The 17,269-nt window shown below is 64.0% G+C and carries 17 protein-coding genes and 2 tRNA genes; 4 read left to right on the top strand and 15 right to left on the bottom strand.

The features are described 5' to 3' along the window. The first annotated feature begins 64 nt into the window (after window positions 1-64). The gene (locus ACN0YL_RS11065; RefSeq protein ID WP_417498015.1) at window positions 65-853 is read left to right on the top strand and encodes an exodeoxyribonuclease III; all 789 of its coding nucleotides are present in this window, start codon (window positions 65-67) and stop codon (window positions 851-853) included. Between the two features lie 9 nt (window positions 854-862). Here ACN0YL_RS11065 and ACN0YL_RS11070 read toward each other — a convergent pair whose 3' ends face one another. From ACN0YL_RS11070 to ACN0YL_RS11090, 5 genes are all read right to left on the bottom strand, one after another. Beyond that, window positions 863-1,819 carry a DUF3137 domain-containing protein gene (locus tag ACN0YL_RS11070; RefSeq protein WP_417498016.1) on the bottom strand — a complete coding sequence of 319 codons (957 nt, stop codon included), beginning with the start codon at window positions 1,817-1,819 and terminating at the stop codon, window positions 863-865. Window positions 1,820-1,836: 17 nt separating this feature from the next. Further along, window positions 1,837-4,506 carry a valine--tRNA ligase gene (locus ACN0YL_RS11075; RefSeq protein ID WP_417498017.1) on the bottom strand — a complete coding sequence of 890 codons (2,670 nt, stop codon included), beginning with the start codon at window positions 4,504-4,506 and terminating at the stop codon, window positions 1,837-1,839. 73 nt (window positions 4,507-4,579) lie between these two features. Continuing rightward, the gene (locus ACN0YL_RS11080) at window positions 4,580-5,200 is read right to left on the bottom strand and encodes a DUF2497 domain-containing protein (protein WP_417498018.1); all 621 of its coding nucleotides are present in this window, start codon (window positions 5,198-5,200) and stop codon (window positions 4,580-4,582) included. A gap of 91 nt (window positions 5,201-5,291) precedes the next feature. Then, complete coding sequence (locus ACN0YL_RS11085; RefSeq protein WP_417468960.1) at window positions 5,292-6,686, bottom strand: TolC family outer membrane protein; 1,395 nt, start codon at window positions 6,684-6,686, stop codon at window positions 5,292-5,294. Between the two features lie 223 nt (window positions 6,687-6,909). Beyond that, complete coding sequence (locus ACN0YL_RS11090) at window positions 6,910-7,563, bottom strand: protein-L-isoaspartate O-methyltransferase family protein (RefSeq protein ID WP_417491471.1); 654 nt, start codon at window positions 7,561-7,563, stop codon at window positions 6,910-6,912. A gap of 186 nt (window positions 7,564-7,749) precedes the next feature. Between ACN0YL_RS11090 and ACN0YL_RS11095 the strand changes: the two genes are divergently transcribed. Beyond that, window positions 7,750-7,823: transfer RNA gene (locus ACN0YL_RS11095), tRNA-Cys, on the top strand. Window positions 7,824-7,909: 86 nt separating this feature from the next. On the opposite strand, the gene ACN0YL_RS11100 is transcribed toward ACN0YL_RS11095, so the two are convergent. Next, window positions 7,910-8,266, bottom strand: a complete 357-nt coding sequence (locus tag ACN0YL_RS11100; RefSeq protein WP_417491470.1) for an Mpo1-like protein — start codon at window positions 8,264-8,266, stop codon at window positions 7,910-7,912. Window positions 8,267-8,648: 382 nt separating this feature from the next. Here ACN0YL_RS11100 and ACN0YL_RS11105 point away from each other — a divergent pair. Further along, window positions 8,649-8,724 (top strand) — tRNA-Asn (locus ACN0YL_RS11105). A gap of 23 nt (window positions 8,725-8,747) precedes the next feature. Here the strand turns inward: ACN0YL_RS11105 and ACN0YL_RS11110 are convergent. From ACN0YL_RS11110 to ACN0YL_RS11125, 4 genes are all read right to left on the bottom strand, one after another. Further along, window positions 8,748-9,485 (bottom strand): prephenate dehydrogenase/arogenate dehydrogenase family protein, encoded by a 738-nt coding sequence (locus ACN0YL_RS11110; RefSeq protein ID WP_417491469.1) that lies wholly within the window; start codon window positions 9,483-9,485, stop codon window positions 8,748-8,750. A gap of 75 nt (window positions 9,486-9,560) precedes the next feature. Next, window positions 9,561-10,241, bottom strand: coding sequence for an SET domain-containing protein (locus ACN0YL_RS11115; RefSeq protein WP_417491468.1), 681 nt, complete (start codon window positions 10,239-10,241; stop codon window positions 9,561-9,563). Between the two features lie 87 nt (window positions 10,242-10,328). Continuing rightward, complete coding sequence (locus tag ACN0YL_RS11120; RefSeq protein ID WP_417491467.1) at window positions 10,329-12,137, bottom strand: ABCB family ABC transporter ATP-binding protein/permease; 1,809 nt, start codon at window positions 12,135-12,137, stop codon at window positions 10,329-10,331. A 146-nt stretch (window positions 12,138-12,283) separates the two neighbouring features. Then, window positions 12,284-13,282 carry a LysM peptidoglycan-binding domain-containing protein gene (locus ACN0YL_RS11125; RefSeq protein ID WP_417491466.1) on the bottom strand — a complete coding sequence of 333 codons (999 nt, stop codon included), beginning with the start codon at window positions 13,280-13,282 and terminating at the stop codon, window positions 12,284-12,286. A gap of 134 nt (window positions 13,283-13,416) precedes the next feature. Here ACN0YL_RS11125 and ACN0YL_RS11130 point away from each other — a divergent pair, with 134 nt between their 5' ends. Next, complete coding sequence (locus ACN0YL_RS11130) at window positions 13,417-13,980, top strand: TIGR00730 family Rossman fold protein (RefSeq protein WP_417498019.1); 564 nt, start codon at window positions 13,417-13,419, stop codon at window positions 13,978-13,980. Here the strand turns inward: ACN0YL_RS11130 and ACN0YL_RS11135 are convergent. From ACN0YL_RS11135 to gltX, 5 genes are all read right to left on the bottom strand, one after another. Next, window positions 13,977-14,180 carry a helix-turn-helix transcriptional regulator gene (locus ACN0YL_RS11135; RefSeq protein WP_417498020.1) on the bottom strand — a complete coding sequence of 68 codons (204 nt, stop codon included), beginning with the start codon at window positions 14,178-14,180 and terminating at the stop codon, window positions 13,977-13,979. The genes ACN0YL_RS11130 and ACN0YL_RS11135 overlap by 4 nt on opposite strands. Continuing rightward, a complete protein-coding gene (locus ACN0YL_RS11140) occupies window positions 14,177-14,563 on the bottom strand; it encodes a hypothetical protein (RefSeq protein ID WP_417498021.1) in 387 nt (128 codons plus the stop codon). The genes ACN0YL_RS11135 and ACN0YL_RS11140 overlap by 4 nt, the downstream gene beginning before the upstream one ends. Before the next feature lies 1 nt (window position 14,564). After that, the gene (locus tag ACN0YL_RS11145) at window positions 14,565-14,723 is read right to left on the bottom strand and encodes a hypothetical protein (RefSeq protein ID WP_417491463.1); all 159 of its coding nucleotides are present in this window, start codon (window positions 14,721-14,723) and stop codon (window positions 14,565-14,567) included. A gap of 9 nt (window positions 14,724-14,732) precedes the next feature. After that, complete coding sequence (locus ACN0YL_RS11150; RefSeq protein ID WP_417498022.1) at window positions 14,733-15,632, bottom strand: alpha/beta fold hydrolase; 900 nt, start codon at window positions 15,630-15,632, stop codon at window positions 14,733-14,735. 170 nt (window positions 15,633-15,802) lie between these two features. Beyond that, window positions 15,803-17,146, bottom strand: coding sequence for a glutamate--tRNA ligase (gltX, locus tag ACN0YL_RS11155; RefSeq protein WP_417498023.1), 1,344 nt, complete (start codon window positions 17,144-17,146; stop codon window positions 15,803-15,805). Window positions 17,147-17,269 lie beyond the last annotated feature (123 nt).

Raw genomic sequence — 17,269 nt, forward strand, 5'->3', positions numbered from 1 at the left:
CTTCACTCGAGCCGCAAATCGCCTAAGGTGCGGGTCCTCTGCCGCCAAAGCGAAGCGAACCGCCATGACCCTGACCCTCGCGACCTGGAACGTCAATTCCATCAAGGCCCGCCTGCCCAATGTGCTCGACTGGCTCAGCGAAGCCAAGCCGGACATTGTCTGCCTGCAGGAGATCAAGACCGTTGATGAGGGCTTTCCGCGCGAGGAGATCGAGCGGCTCGGCTACAACATCATCACCCATGGCCAGAAGACCTATAACGGCGTCGCCATCCTCTCGAAATTCCCGATCGAGGAGACCCTGCCCGGCCTGCCCGGCGATGAGACCGACGAGCAGGCGCGCTATCTCGAGGCCGTGATCTCGGCGCCGAATGGCCCGGTCCGTGTCGCCTCGATCTATCTGCCCAATGGCAATCCGGCGCCGGGCCCGAAATATGATTACAAGCTGGCCTGGATGGACCGCCTCGCGCGTCATGCCGAAGGCCTGCTCAAGCTGGAAGAACCGCTCATCCTGGCCGGCGATTACAATGTCATCCCGCGCGACAGCGATTGCTGGGATCCGGAAGTGTGGGAGACGGACGCGCTCGCCCTGCCGCAAAGCCGCGCCGCCTTCGACCGCCTCAAATGGCTCGGCCTGACCGAAGCTTTCGAACAACTCGATGGGCGCGCCCACCAGTACACATTCTATGATTACCAGGCCGGCCGCTGGAACAAGGGCCATGGCATCCGCATCGACCATCTGCTGTGCTCACCGCAGGCGGCGGATCATCTGGAAAGCATCGAGATCCACAAGGCGACCCGCGGCGAGCCCAAGGCCTCGGACCACATCCCGATCGTCGGGACGTTTTCGCTGTAGCGCCGCGCCTCAGCCGCCCTCGCCCAGCTCGGGCGCCTTGACCAGGTCTTCGATGATGCCGATCACCCGGGTGAGGTCATCGATGATGGTCTTGATGCGGGCCTCGTCGGCCAGCGGTTTGAACATCGAGCCGGCCTCGAACTGATTGCCGGTCTCGGCGGCGATCAGCAATTCGCCCTCACCGCTATGCTCGTCGAAGGCGGCGCGGACATTCTTGCCCTTCAGCGCCTTTTCCAGCCGCACCAGGCGTTCCATGAAGGCCGGGTCGAGCATGTAGCGCGCCAGCACCTGGTCGGTGCCATAGACCTCGAAGGCCTTTTCGAATTCCGGATCGACCAGGGCGATACGTTCCAGCTTCTTCGAACCGAAGGAGCGGCCCAGGGCCGCCAGCCCGTTGAAAATGCCGGCATCGCGCGTGATCACGGTGACGCCCTCGACCTTGCGCGGGAAATTGACACGGATCAAAACGCCGCGAAAAACCGTGACCCAATGGGTCGACTTGCCCGAGCGCCGCCTCTGCTCGAGATGCGCTTCATAGAGTTCGAAATCACAGCCCAGCCGCTCACCCGAGAAATGATCCTCGAAATTGCAGCGGGTATAGGAGGGCAAGAGGCCAAAGGCGCGGAAGGTCTCGAAGCGGGCCGGCGCGGCGGGCTTGAGCGCATAGCTGAGCTGGCAGACCTCGGCGATCTTGGTGTTGAGCTCGGCCTTGATCGATTTGCGCAGGCGTTCCATCCGCCGGCTACCGATCAGCATGCCGGCCACGACACCGAAGAAGGCCCCGATCACCGGGAACATGAATTCCGGTTCACGGGTATAGAAATACACCCCGGCGGCCAGGCCAATCAGGGCCATGCCGCCCGTCCAGGCGATGAAACGCGACACACTGGTCTTGCGTTCCGCCTCGAGCGACGCCAGCCACGGCTCCAGCGTCTCGCGCCAGAGCCCCTGAAATTCCTCGTTCATGCCCCCACTCCCCCTGTCTACATCGCGGCGAGCCGCTCCAGTGCCTCGACCATCTTGACGCGTTGCGTCGCATAGTCAGCCAGTTTCTCGCGCTGTTCGGCGACCAGGGCTTCCGGCGCATTGGCGATGAAACGCTCATTGCCGAGCTTGCCTTCCAGCCGCTTGATCTCGCCATCGAGCTTGGCGATCTCCTTGCCGATGCGGCCACGCTCGGCGTCGAAATCGATCACGCCCGCGAGCAGCAGGGCATAGGTCGCCTCGCCGACCACGGTCTGGGCCGAGGCCTGCGGTGCGGCATCCGACGGGGCAATGCTGGCCAGACGCGCCATGCGCCTGATCAGCGTGTCCTGGCGTTCCAGCCGTGCACTCGTCTCGGCAGACGCCCCGATCACGGCGACATCGAGCTGGGCACCCGGCGGGATATTCATCTCGGCGCGCAGACGGCGCAGATCCGTGACCAGACCGATCAGCCAGTCCATCTCGGCCTGGGCGTCGGCATCAACCAGCCCGTCCAGCTGCGGCCAGGCGGCGGTGATCAGCTGGGTGTCGCGCGTGCCGGTCTGGGCCCAGAGTTCTTCGGTGACGAAGGGCATGAAGGGGTGGAGAATTTTCAGCGCCTGGTCGAGCACGAAGGCGGTCGTCGCCCGCGTCTCTGCCTTGGCGGTCTCGTCATCACCCATGAAGAGCGGCTTGGCGAGTTCAAGATGCCAGTCGCAGAACACATTCCACACGAAGCGATAGGCCGCCGCAGCCGCTTCGTTGAAGCGGAAATTGTCGAGCCCGGCATTGACGGCTTTCACCGTCTGCTCGCACTCCGACAATATCCAGCGATTGACCGTCTGTTTGACCGATTTCGGATCAAAAGCGGTGTCGGGCTTGCACTCATTCATCTCGCAGAAGCGGGCCGCATTCCACAGCTTGGTGGTGAAATTGCGATAACCCTCGACGCGATCCTTGGACATGCGGATATCGCGGCCCTGCCCGGCCTGGGCGGCCAGGGTGAAACGCACGGCATCGGCACCGTATTCGTCGATCAGCTCGAGCGGATCGATGACATTGCCCTTGGATTTCGACATTTTCTGGCCGTGCTCGTCGCGGACCAGGGCGTGGATATAGACGTCCTTGAACGGCACCTCGCCCATGAAATGCAGGCCCTGCATCATCATGCGGGCAACCCAGAAGAAGATGATGTCGAAGGCGGTGATCAGAACCGAGGTCGGATAGAAGCGCGCCAGTTCGGCGGTGTTTTCCGGCCAACCCAGCGTCGAGAACGGCCACAGGGCAGACGAGAACCAGGTGTCGAGCACGTCCTCGTCCTGGGTCAGCGCGACGTCGCGTCCATGCTTGGCGCGCGCCTGTTCCAGCGCTGCCGCTTCGTCCTTGGCGACATAGACGCCGCCATCCTCATCATACCAGGCTGGAATGCGATGCCCCCACCAGAGCTGGCGCGAGACGCACCAGGGCTGGATGTTGCGCATCCATTCGAAATAGGTCTTTTCCCAATTCTTCGGATGGAAAGTGGTGCGCCCGTCCTCGACGGCAGTGATGGCGTCTTTCGCCAGCGTCGCGGCATCGACATACCACTGGTCCGTCAGCCAGGGCTCGATCACGACATTGGAGCGGTCGCCGAAGGGCTGCATCACCAGCTTGTCCTCGACGCCGCGCAGCAGGCCGAGCTCGTCCATGCGGGCGACCAGCAGTTTGCGCACTTCGAAGCGGTCGAGACCGCGCCATTCGGCGGGAATGCGTTCAAGACCGCCGGTGCCGTCATCCTCGGTCAGGAAGCGCGCTTCGCGGTCGAGCAGATTGATCTTGGGCAGGTCGTGGCGTTTGCCGACCTCGAAATCGTTGAAGTCATGCGCCGGCGTGATCTTCACACAGCCCGTGCCCTGCTCCGGGTCGGCATGCTCATCGGCGACGATGGGAATTTCGACATTGGCGATCGGCAGGCGGATCATCTTGCCGATCAGATGCCGGTAGCGCTCATCATCGGGATGCACGGCCACGGCGGCATCGCCGAGCACGGTTTCCGGGCGTGTGGTCGCGACGACCAGCTCGCCGGAACCATCGGCCAGCGGATAGGCGAAATGCCAGAAATGGCCCTGGCTTTCGCGGTTCTCGACTTCGAGGTCGGAAATCGCGGTCTGGAAATGCGGATCCCAGTTCACCAGCCGCTTGTCGCGATAGATCAGGCCTTGCTGGTGCAGCTCGATGAAGACTTTCTGCACCGCGGCCGACAGGCCGTCATCGAGGGTGAAGCGCTCGCGGCTCCAGTCGCAGGACGCACCGAGACGGCGCAATTGCCCCATGATCTCGCCGCCGCTTTCCTCTTTCCAGGCCCAGACCCGTTCGACGAAGGCTTCGCGGCCGAGATCGCGGCGCGAGACATTGCCTTCGGCGGCGAGCTGGCGCTCGACCACCATCTGCGTCGCAATGCCGGCATGGTCGGTGCCCGGCTGCCACAACACGCTGTCGCCGAGCATGCGCTTATAGCGGATCAGCACGTCCTGCAGCGTATTGTTGAGCGCGTGGCCGATATGCAGACGGCCCGTCACATTCGGTGGCGGGATGACAATGCAGAAGGGATCCGCCTCGGGATCCTCCTTCGGCTTGAAGGCACCGGATGATTCCCAGCTCTGATAGAGACGGGTTTCGGCTTCGCGGGGGTCGAATGTTTTTTCCATCATGATGGGCGCATGAATAAAGGGCACCGACTATTCAGTCGATGCCCTTTGATGAATTCTGCCCTGCCCCGTGCAGTTAGCGGCGGCGGCGCGCCACCCGGTCGATCTCGGCCTGGACCTTTTCGTCGACAATGCCGGGCAGGTTGGTGTCGAGCCATTCCTTGAGCATCGGACGCAGAAGCGCGCGAACCACGCCTTCCAGCGTACGGCCTTCCTCGTCGGAAATGCGGATCGTGTCGGCCAGGGTGTGAAAAGCGCCCATCGCCGCGGAAGCGGCCGGTTCGCTCATCAGGGCGTCCTCGATATCGGACTCGACCGACTCCAGATCCATGACAGGTTCCGGTTCAGGCGCCGGCGCGGGCGCCGGTTCGGGTTCCTCGACGGCAACAATATCGAGATCATCATCGCGATCGACGATCATCAGGTCGTCATCGCCGACGATCGGGTCGGTGCCGCCCTCGGGCTCATCGATCCGGTCGGTCAGCTCGAGCACATCGCCGGCGTCATCGCCGTCGCCGGCATCGCCGAAAATGTCGTCGATCGCATTCTGATCGGCGGTTTCGGGCTCGGCTTCCGGCGCCGGAGCGACGGGCTCGGCCTCGGCCTCGGCCGGGGCGTCGTCTTCATTGATGATCCGTCGGATGGAGGAGAGAATCTCCTCCATGGATGGTTCGTTGTCGGCGGCTTGCTCTGCCATGGTCGCGCACGTCCCTAACCGGTCGTTTCTCGTATCAGGCGAATAAACCGGGCGCAGCCCCGCCTGTCCAGCCCAAGAATCTTTATCGAGGTTAATTCCAGGGTGTTAAATCAAAGTTAGGGAGTGAGAAACGATCGGGCTCGCCTGCCACGTCATAGACTTCAACGTTCAGCCCCATGCGTTCGGCTGACAGCAGCCCCATCGCCTGCAACAGGCGATAGCCGGCGACATAGGAGTCGCGCTCCGCCGTCACCAAGGTCAGCCGGGAGGCCAGCAATTCCTGTTCCGCATCAAGCACATCAAGCGTGGTACGCAAGCCGACATAGGCCTCCTGCTCGACACCGTCGAGCGCGATTTCATTGGCCCGGACCGCCTGGCGGCTCGATTCAATCACCGCCTGGGAGGTGATGTAGGCGTTCCAGGTATTGGTGACACCCTCGGTCACCTGACGCCGGGCCAGCAGGGATTGCTGCCGGGTCTGTTCTTCCTGGGCAATGGCGGCGCGAACGCGCGAACGATTCAACCCACCGGTGAAAAGCGGCACCGAGACCTGGCCGAGAATCTGCGTCGAATCGCGCTGATCGCCGGTATAGGAACTGTCGCGCGAACCGGATGCCGTCGCCGTCAGCGACACCTGCGGCCGCAACGAGCTGCGGGCCATGCGGATGGCGTGACTGGCGGCCTGCTCGCCATATTGAGCCGCAAGCAGTTCCGGGCTGAAGCGAAAGGCGGTCTCCGCCGCGTCGGCGAGATTGTCGGGCAGGTCAGGCAAGGCCGGCGGATCCTGCAGCGTTGCCGGCGGCTGGCCGGTGACGCGCTCATAGGCCGCGCGGCTCGTCGCCAGCTGCGCCTGGGCAGCGGACAGCTCGGCCTGGGCGCCGGACAGGCGCGCCTCGGCCTGGGCGACATCCGTGCGGGTGATCTCACCGACTTCAAACCGGTCGCGCGCCGCCTGGAGGTGCTGGGCCAGCACATCGGCATTGCTGCGGCGGATATTCACGACCTCGGCATCGCGGCGGACATCCATAAAGGCGGTAATGGCATCGACCAGCACGGTCTGTTCAACCGAGCGCAGCGATTCACGGCCGGCATAGATCAGGGCCGTCGCCTGGTCGACCGCGCCGCCATTATACCCACCGCTATAGATCGACTGGCTGGCCGACAGGGAATAGGTCTTGGGTGTGGAATTCGTCTCGGTGCTGCCGCTCGAAGTCGCGACACCGCCGATGACAAATGTGCTCTGCGATTCGCTGTGCTGCGAACTGACCGTCGCCGAAGCCGAGACCTGAGGCAGGTATCCGGCGCGCGCCTGGACCCGGCCCTCGTCGGTGGCACGCAAGCGCGCACGCTCGGCCTGCAAGGTCGGGTTGGAGTTATAGGCCAGGGCGAGACTTTCCTCGAGGCTCTGCGCCTGCGCCGCAGCGCCCATCGCCAGAAGCGATACACAGCCCGTCGCGGCCATTGCCAACAATTTCAAACGCGTCATCTGCAAATCCCTTTACCGGCAGCAAGCCAATATGACTTGGGCGCCGTCATCATAGCGCCTCATGAACGAGAGGCCAGTACCACTCTTGTCGCAGCCATATAGGCATGGCCACGTTACAATTGAACAGCGTTCACGATTATACTTCCGTAATCCCGGCCCCATGACTGCATTTAACGGCCGGCGCCGGGGATTCCGTCGCTCGAATGCAACAGCTTGCAGCGCGCTAGAAGGCGAAGCCGGGCTCGGGCTCGAAGCCGGGCAGCAATTTGGCCGTCGCATCAAAGATAACGCGTTCGCCAATGCCGGCAGCCGAGCGGGTAAAGACCGTGGCCTTGCCCACCGGGCCCTTGCGCAGGATCGTCACCAGACGCCCGCCCGGCGCGAGCTGGTCGAGCCAGGCCTGCGGCACCGCGCTGACCGAGCCATTGACGAAGATCACATCAAACGGCCCCTGGGCCGGGACACCGAGCTTGGGATCGCCGGCGATGACGACAGCATTGTCGGCACCAATATCGGCCAGCAGGCCGCTGGCCCGCGACAGCCCGTCCTCATCATTGTCGAGCCCGACCACGGTCCCGGCCATGTGCGACAGGATCGCGGTCGAATAGCCGCGGCCACAGGCAATATCGAGCACCAGTTCACCGGGCTGGATTTCCGCAGCCTGGATCAGCTTGGCCAGATCGCGCGGGCGCATCATCGTGCGCTTGTCACCGGTGGCGACTTCGGTGTCGGCATAGGCCGAGGCGAGACGGGCGCGCGGTGTGAAGAGATGGCGGGGTACAGCCATGAACGCCGCGATCAGACGGCGATCCGTGACGTCGGCCGGGCGAATCTGGCAATCCACCATCTGTTTGCGGGCCTGGTCAAATTCGTTCACGGCTCTCTCCCTGCCTGGGTCCGGCCTCACGCCGGTGCTGGCGCTGATATATCCTGCTGCGGCCAAGGCGGGCAAGCACTGTGCTGCGTGCGCGTCACATCCCGGTGCAACTGACAAGTTTCAGCCCGCCATGCCCTCGCCGATTGCCCCCGGCGCGCGGCACGGTTATAGCTCGCAATTGAAGCTGGCACCGTGGCGGAGTGGTTACGCAGCGGATTGCAAATCCGTCCACCCCGGTTCGATTCCGGGCGGTGCCTCCAAGCTTCCCTCAAAACCTTCAACTGCCCAGACCTTGAACTGCTCATCGCGCCGCATTGTCAGCGGCCGGTGCCAGCGCGCGCCGGGTTCAGCGCTCGGTTTCGGCCAGGCCGGCCTCGCTGATCACCCCGGCCCGCACCAGCTCGTCATCGAGCCGGCCGGTCAGGAACATCCCATACATCCGGTAATCGCCGATCAGCGACCACAGCGGATAGGTGAAGGTGGCCGGCTTGTTGCGCTCGACGAAGGCATGGCTGACCCAGGCGAAGAAATATCCCGCCAGCGGCACAGCCAGCAGCCCCCACCAGCTCTGCGTCAGCAGCGCCGCCAGCAGAACGAGAATCGCCAGGGTCGAGCCGACAAAATGCCAGTGGCGCGTCGCCGGACGCGCGTGCTCGCGCAGGTAAAAGGGCCAGAATGATTCGAAAGTCTGGTGTTCGCGCATGGGATTCTCCGGGTGATTCGTACCACCGACACAGTCTACAGGCCTGGAGGCGCCGGAAAACCCGGCCGGGCCATGGATAATCTCACCCTAACGCAGCACCCCATATTTCCATGTATCGATTAGGCTTTCAGCAATCACACTAAACCAAATGAGAAAATTCATCGCCGAAATTAACCGGTCTTTAAGGGCTTGCGGACGATTCTGCACCTGTCTTCCCGTGAAGACACCCCACCATCCACCCAATGCCTTTTCGGGAGCCCATGCGGCTCCCGATTTTTTTTGCCTGCAGATAGCAGCGCAAATGCAGAACTCTGGCAGCAACGCGCTTGCCACCGCCGCAAAAGCTCTGATATACGCGCCGTCTCGCTTGCGAGAGAGATGTTCCCCGGTAGCTCAGTTGGTAGAGCAAGCGGCTGTTAACCGCTTTGTCGCTGGTTCGAGTCCGGCCCGGGGAGCCACTCTCGCAAGCGAATTATCCCCTTCACGTCTTCGTCCGCGCCTCCAGCCGCCCGTCGAACGCGCGCGCCGCTTCGAAGAAGCGCTTGCGCAGCGCGGCGGCATAGGGGTTGAGCTGCTCGATCGCCTGGAACAATTCGTCACTGTCATTGCGCACCAGATCGGTCGCCTGGCGCAGAAGATCATAGCTTCGCGTCGTATAGGGCGGCGGCGGGATATCGAGTTCGGCGATCACGCGCGAGACCAGATGCGTCAGCGCCTGCACATCGGCCATCGCCCGGTCATGCGTGTCGGCATCGGACAGATGCACATCCAGCCCCAGCTGCTCGCACAGCGCCGCCACGCCGCTGGCATCGATACCGGCATCCGGACAGATCACGATCGACTGGCCCGCCAGCCCGTTCGCCGCACTCTGCGGTCCGAACAGCGGATGCGTGCCGATGATGCGGACATGGCCGGGCAGTGTCGCGCGCATCACCCGCATCGGCTCGACCTTGACCGAGGCGACATCGAGCACCAGCGCGCCCGCGGGCAGGTCGGGCGCGATCGCGACGCAGGTCTGCGCCAGCGCCTGTACCGGCACCGCCAGCACCACGACCGGACAGACCGCCGCCTCTTCCAGGCTGACCCGCTCTATCCCCGCCACCGGCGGCGCATCGGGATCATGGCCAAGAATGTCGAAATGCGCTGCCAGATGTCCGGCCGCAAAGCGCCCGAAAGCGCCCAGCCCGATCAATCCGATCCGTTTGCGATCCTCGGCCAAGTCAAACTCCCTCTCGCCAGCTGCGGCGATTGAACGGGATTTCAGCCCAGCGGGCCAGCGCGATTGCTGCCAGCCTCAGATATGATGGGTCGCCGCGCCGCAATTGCAGGCAAAGCCGCCGACGATCTCGCCCTCATTCTCGATATAATCGAAATTGATTTCCTCGCCCGCCGCGATGGCCCGGCGCGCGCGCAGCAATGGCCGCGCCGGATCGCTGGCATCAATGACGCTGTTGGCATCGCAGCAATGGTTGATATAGCGCAGATAGCCGGTCGGCTCGCAGTGGACATCATCGGTAATGCGCGCCGAATGCGGCGTCTGCACGCGCGTCATCTCGCCGCGAATCACCGTGATCACCGCGCCGGCCGCCAGATCGCGCCGGGCGAAGACGCCATGGCCGTGGATCGCACTGGTCCGGATCTCGACGCGGGCATCATATTCAGCCATGAAGGCCGCCATTGCCCCGTCCTCGCTGCTGGAACCGGTTTGAACACGGCGTCCGGACAGGACCATTTCGCCCTCGCCGCGCTCGACAATCTTCAGATCGAGAATCGCCGTTGCAGCGCCCGTCGCGCCCAGTTCGGCGATGAAGCCATCGTCATTGCCGCTGCGGCTGCGCAGATGCGTGGTCGCACCCTCCGCACCCAGCCCCGTGACCTGGCCCATCCAGACATCGCCCTGACGGCGAAGTTCGATCCACTCAAACACACGGCCGCTATCTCCGGGATAACTGGCCAGGAACTCACCAACTCGCACAACGCCACTCCTCTGGAACCGGCGTCGAGCTTGGCACGACCACAGGATGCGGCAAAGACCGGATCTGACCGGGACGTGAATAAAGTATCAAAGCGCGTCGATCGCCATCGCCGGGTCGCCGGCCTCGCTCTGACGCTTCCACATCCGGGCATAGAGCCCGTCGCGGGCCAGCAGCTCGGCATGGGTGCCGGCCTCGGCAATCGCGCCGGCCTCCATCACATAGATCCGGTCGGCATTGGCGATGGTCGAGAGGCGGTGGGCGACGGCGATCGTGGTGCGCCCCCTCGCCGCTTCGGCCAGGGCTGCCTGCACCTCTTTTTCCGTCTCGCTGTCGAGGGCAGAGGTGGCTTCGTCGAGCACCAGCACGGCCGGGTTCTTCAGGATCGCGCGCGCGACGCCGACCCGCTGTTTCTCGCCACCGGAGAGTTTCAGGCCGCGCTCGCCGACGCGCGTCTCCAGCCCGTCGGGCAGCTGGCGCACGAAATTACCCAGCTGCGCCCGCTCGAGCGCGTCGAGGACCTCCGCTTCGCTGGCCCCGGGGCGGCCATAAATCACATTGGCGCGCAGCGTGTCGTTGAACAACACCACGTCCTGCGGCACCAGGCCGAGCGCATCGCGCAGGCTCGACTGGGTCACATGCCGCAGATCCTGGCGATCAATCATCACCCGGCCGGCCTCGGGATCATAGAAACGGAACAACAGCCGCAGGATCGTCGACTTGCCAGCGCCCGAGGGGCCACACAGGCCGACAAAGCTGCCCGGCGCCACATCGAGGCTGACGCCGTCAACCGAGCGCACACGGCCATCATGCGCGAAGCTGACGGCATCGAAACTCACCGCCCCGCCCTTCAGCGCCAGCGGTGCCGCATCAGCCGCATCGGCGACATCGGGTTTCAGCGCCAGGGTGTCGAACAGGCGTTCCATATCGACGGCGCTCTGCTTGATCTCGCGATAGGCCCAGCCAAGGATATTCAGCGGCTGATAGATATTCATCAGGATCAGCGTCACCGCCGCAACATCGCCCGGCTGCAACACACCATTCCAGGCTTTCCAGCCCGCCATCAGCGCCATTGCCAGCAGGCCGGCATTCATCACCAGCGCCTGGCCGCCATTGAGCACGGCGAGCGAGGATTGCGACTTCGCTGCGGCCGTCGCATAGCGCTGCATGACGCTGTCATAGGCCTCGGTCTCGCGCTGTTCGGCGGCGAAGGCCTTGACGGTCTCGAAATTGATCAGGCTGTCGACGGCGCGGGCATTGGCCTCGTTGTCGGCATTATTCATGTCGCGCCGGATCTTGACCCGCCAGTCGGTCACCGACCAGGTCATCGCCATGTAGACGCCGACCGTCGCAGTGGCGATGACGGCAAATTCCCAGCCATAATTCACGCTGAGCACGCCGGCCGCGAGCACCAGTTCGAGCAGGGTCGGCGCGATGTTGAAAATCAGGAAACGCATCAGGAAATCGACGGCGCGGGCGCCGCGATCAATGATGCGGTTGAGCGCGCCGGTGCGCTTCATCTGGTGGAAACCGATCGACAGCCCCTGGACATGACCAAAGGCCTTCACCGAAGTCAGGCGCTGGGCGTCCTGGCTGACGGGGGCAAACATCGCATCGCGCAATTGCGGCGCGCCGACCGAGAGGAAACGCGCCGCCGCGTAGGCGATAAAGGCGATGACAAAGGCCTCGATGGCGCCACTGGCAGCCGTATTCACCGCCGCGGGCGCCGGATCGGGACTGGCGGCATGCGCCGCAATGGCATTGATCCCGTCACCAAAGAAAACCGGGGCCGAAACCGCGAACAGTTTGGCAACCACGGTCAGGACCAGCGCCGCCACCATTCGCACGCGCCAGCGCGCCATCTCCGGCGAAGCCAGCAGGCCGAACAACCGCCCCATGGCCGGGCCGAGCCCGGCTTCGGTGGCTTTTGTGGATTCGTCGGTGGGATCAGGGTTTGAGGGTCGCATCGCACCCACAGATAGGGCGCGTGCGCCTCCAGCGCCAGTGCCTCACTTGCGCCATCCGTCACGCAGAGCAGCGGTGATCAGTCCGGGCCGGGCTCGTCATCGGTCGGCGCGCTGAGCACCTGGCCGGGATAGATCAGGTCGGGATCGCGGATCTGGCTGCGATTGGCCTCGTAGATCACGGTGTATTGCACGCCGCGGCCATAGAGCTGGCGCGCCAGCCGCCACAGCGAATTGCCCGGCTGCACCACGACCGAATTCGGACCGAGATTGAGGTCCTCGGCGGCGACGCGTTCAAACGGCAAAGCGATCACGGCGGTGACCTGACCATCGCTGTCGAGCTGATCGACCTGGAGGTCATAGCGGCCCGGCGGCAAAAGCGCGCCGGCCTGCAGGGTCCAGCGGCCATCCGGTCCGGCAGTCACCGAACCGACCATGGCGCCATTGGCAAAAATCCGCACGGTCGAGCCGGCCTCGGCGCGGCCGGCAAAGATCACCGCACCGGTCTCGTCATAATCGACGGTCTCGAGCACCAGGCTGCCCATTTCCGAATCGGCACAGGACGGGCACTGCCAGACACGGCTTGCCTCGCCGGGGCGTCCGACGACGACCAGCGGCGTGGCACCGCGCGCTTCGGGAATTGACACCAGTACCACCTGCTCGGAGCTCAGCTCGCGGCCATCGACGGCCCGCATCACCAGGCCCAGCTCGATCGCGCCGGAGGGCAGCGGTTCGTTAAGGATGATCACCCATTCGCCTCGATCATTGACCGTTTCGCGGGCAATCTCCTCGCCATTGGCCAGCACGATGATCGCCGCGTCCGGTTCGCCCCGTCCGGCGATGACCGCCGTACCGGAGGGCGCCACGCGCACGATATCGAAGACGGGCGGGGCCAGCATGCTGACGGCGTCACTGCCGGTCACGGTGGCATTGCCGGTGGCCACTGCACTGTCGGCAGGTCCGGCTGGCGATTGTTCGGGACCGCTCAGCGCAGGCCTGTACAGAATGAAGGCCAGCGCGGCAGCAATTGCCAGCGCAGCCAGTGCCGCAGCAATGATGAACGACCGCGTTGCGGTCATGGCCGCTCTCCTGTTTCAAACTGGTCCGGGCGAATGCTGCTATCGATCATGAAAACACCTGATGCAATCCTCGCGCCGCCGGGCCAAGGCGAATACCATCACCAATGAGGAAATCAAACAAGGGCGATGCTTCGATGGCGAAACTAAGGTCGATTGGTGTCTTTTGCGGTTCACGTCTCGGTGAACGCGAAAGCTATCAGGACGCCGCCGAAGCGGTCGGCCGCGCCATTGCCCGCGCCGGGGCGCGTCTGGTCTATGGCGGCGGCGATGTCGGACTGATGGGGGTGGCCGCCTCGACCGCTGCAGCCGAACACGGCACGGTGCTGGGCATCATTCCCGGCTTCCTGATTGCGCGCGAGGGCCATCTCGACGGCGTCGAAATCCGCATCGTCGAGACGATGTCGGAACGCAAGATGGAATTGATCGAGGAATCCGACGCTTTCATCATCCTGCCCGGCGGCACCGGCACGCTGGAGGAAGTCTTCGACGTCGTTTCGCGCCAACAGCTCGACCTGCATGACAAGCCGGTGTTCTTCCTCAATGTCGACGGTTTCTGGGACCCTTTCATGGCCCTGATCGACCACACGGTCCGCGAGGGTTTCACACCGCAATCCCTCGCCGACCACGTCCGGCTCGACGATGATGCCGACAGCGCCGTGCGCCATATCATGACGACACTGGACGCGGCCGGACTTTAATCGGCCTCGCCGACGGGATCAAACACCTCCTCGATCCGCAGTGCGAAAGCCCCCGCCAGGGCAAAGGCCAGGGTGAGCGAGGGATCATGCTTGCCGGTCTCGACCGCATTGATCGCCTGGCGCGAGACACCGACGCGCTCGGCCAGCTCGGCCTGGCTCCAGCGCCGCTCGGCGCGCAGGACCCGGAGACGATTTTTCATCGGTAGTGCCACCGCAGGATACAGGCGATCAGGCCCGACAGGCCGACCATCACCGGCAGGACCCAGATCAGCGAGATCTGCGGCAGATCCACCGCGCCCTCGATGAAACCGTAGGCGAAGCATGCAAAGCCCGTCAGCAGGGCCGAGATGAGCATGGATTCGGAGATGATGCGGCGTTTGAACTCGTCGCGCGACCGGTAGAAGACCATCACCGCATGCAGGCCATAGAGCCCGGGCAGGACCGGCAGAAAGGCCAGCGAGCCGCGCCAGACCGGCGCCATTTGATGGTGGCTGAGCACGTAAACCGAGGCAAACAGCAAGGCCATATAGCCCAGCATTGCGCCTCCGAAATGGATGAGATAGCGGCGAACAGCGGGTTCCATGTCAGTCTCCCTGCCCGGTTGATGCGGCAGCGGTCGGCTCGACCGGCGCAGCGTCCGGATGCCGCGCTGCCGAGCTGGCGGCAATGATGGCAATCAGCGCGCCGACGACGACCAGCGCGCCGGCGCGGAATTTGTGCGATTTCAGTCGGTTCAGGTTCATGATCGCCTCCTAGTTCGCGGCCGGCAGGACGGCGCGCAAGGCGTCGAGGAAGGCTGCGGGCTGATCGAGCATGATGAAATGCCGCGAGTCGGGGATGATTTGCACCTGCGTACCCGGCAGGCCGGCATACTGAGCCTCATACATCGCACGCAATTGTTCGGCCGGCACCGGGGCCGCATCCGACCAGGCAACCAGCACTGTCGCTTCGGCGCGCACATCCATCAGCACCGGGCTGAAATCGCTCCCGGCAATCTCACCCATTGCACGAGCGACTGTGGCCTGGTCGGCGTTTTCCATCCAGCCCATCACGCGGGCCTGACCTTCAGGGGTGATCGACTGGATCGCCAGCCCCTGACGGCTCATTTCGAGATATTGCTCACGCGGCATGGCGGCGAGCTGGGCCGCCATCATCGGCCCGTATTGCGCCGCCTGTTCCGCCGTTGCGGCCGGATTGAACAGACGCATGAAAAAGGGCGCACTGTCGACGATCACGACCCGGTCGATGCGCTCAGGGCGCGCGGCGGCGAGCTGAAGTGCGACCTGCCCGCCCATCGAATGCCCCACAATCGTCAGGCTCTCGAGATGATGGGTGTCGAGATAATCCGCCAGTTCCGCGACGAGCGGCTCCAGGAAGGCCCCCTCTCCAGCCGCCGGCACATCACCGAAACCGGCAGCGGTCAGCGTGTAGATGTCTGCGGAAGCGCCGAGTTCGGCAATCGTCCCGGCCCAGACTTCGCCGGGCGTGGCCAGGCCGGGGATCAACAACAGGGCCGGCGCGCCGGGCGCACCGGATCGTTCGACCGCGAAGCGCGTCTGGGCGTCGGAATTGGCGGCGATACAGGCGGCCAGCGCAATCGCGGTGACAAGCCAGCGCAGCGGTGTCCAGGGCTGGCACAGTTGAATTCGCATTTCACTCTCCATCAGGCATTCATGACAAAATGTAATGATAACCTGACCTATCGAGCTCGATTGTCAAGCAAGCCTTACATATTGCCGAGAGAACCTGTCAAAGAAAAACCCCGCACCGAAGTGCGGGGTTTGACAATGCCTTGCTGTGGCGGGGAAATTCCAGCCCCGCCCTAGGCGGTTTCGCCCTTCAGCCGGGCGATCGCCCGATCGCGTCCGATCAGCGGCAGCATGACCGCCATCTCCGGTCCGTGGGCCTCGCCCGTCAGGGCCAGGCGCAGCGGCATGAACAGCCCCTTGCCCTTGCGGCCGGTCGCTTCCTTCAGCGCCGTCGTCCAGGCGCCCCAGCTGTCGCCCTCCAGATCGCCGGCCGGCAGCATTTCGGCCGCCGTCACAGCGAACTCGGCATCCTCGTCGGCAATTACCGGCGTCACCGGTCCGGAGACCAGGGCGGCCAGCGCCTTGGCGTCGGACAGGCGTTCCAGATTGGAGCGCACCCCATTCCAGAAGGCTTCGCCGCCATCGGCACCCATCGCCGCGAGGCGGTCCTTCACTTCGGCATAGGGCTTGGCGTGCAGCAATTTGGCATTGATGCGCTTGAGGTCTTCCGGATCGAAGCGGGCCGGCGAGCGCGACAGCTTGCCCAGGTCAAAATCGTCCAGCAAGGCCTCGACCGTCTCGAACGCGTCAACGGCGTCCGACGTGCCCAGCCGGGCCAGCAGCGAGATCACCGCCATCGGCTCGAAGCCCTCGACATCGCGGATATCAGAGATACCCAGCGAGCCGATCCGTTTCGACAGTTTGCCGCCATCAGCGCCGACCAGCAGGGCCTGGTGGCCGAACATGGGCGGTTTGCCGCCCAGCGCCTCGAATATCTCGATCTGGGCGCCGGAATTGGTGGTGTGATCCTCGCCGCGGATGATGTGGGTGATCTTGGCATCGATATCGTCAACGACGCTCGGCAGGGTGTAGAGATAGCTGCCATCCTCGCGGATCAGGATCGGGTCGGACAGCGAGGTCGTCTCGATCGAGACATGGCCGCGCACCATATCCTCCCAGACCACCGGATTGCCCGACAGTTTGAAACGCCAGTGCGGCTTGCGCCCTTCCGCCTCGAAGGCGGCTTTCTCGGCATCGGTCAGTTCCAGCGCCGCACGGTCATAGACCGGCGGACGGCCGTTTTTCATCTGCAGCTTGCGTTTACGGTCCAGCTCCTCGCCCGTCTCATAGCAGGGATAGAGCAGCCCGTCGGCGCGCAGCTTCGCCGCAGCCGCCTCATAGAGATCAAAGCGCTCCGACTGTTTGAACGTCTCGTCCCAGGAAATCCCCAGCCAGGTCAGATCCTCACGGATGCCATCCTCATAGGCCTTGGTCGAGCGCTCGGTATCGGTATCGTCGATCCGCAACAGGAAGGCCCCGCCCGCCTTCCTGGCGAACAGATAGTTGAAGATCGCGGTGCGAACATTGCCGACATGAAGCTTGCCGGTCGGGCTCGGGGCAAAACGGACTTTGGTCATGGGAAAACGCCTGCAAGGAGTGGAGGCGGTGGCTTAACGCTGTCGCGGGGTTCGGGCAAGCGGGGGTGTCGGATGTTGCGGATATGCGCGCCACTTTGCCGGGTAAGGGGCGCAGACACTCGC

The sequence above is a fragment of the Maricaulis sp. genome, assembly GCF_048269565.1.
Lineage (GTDB): Bacteria > Pseudomonadota > Alphaproteobacteria > Caulobacterales > Maricaulaceae > Maricaulis.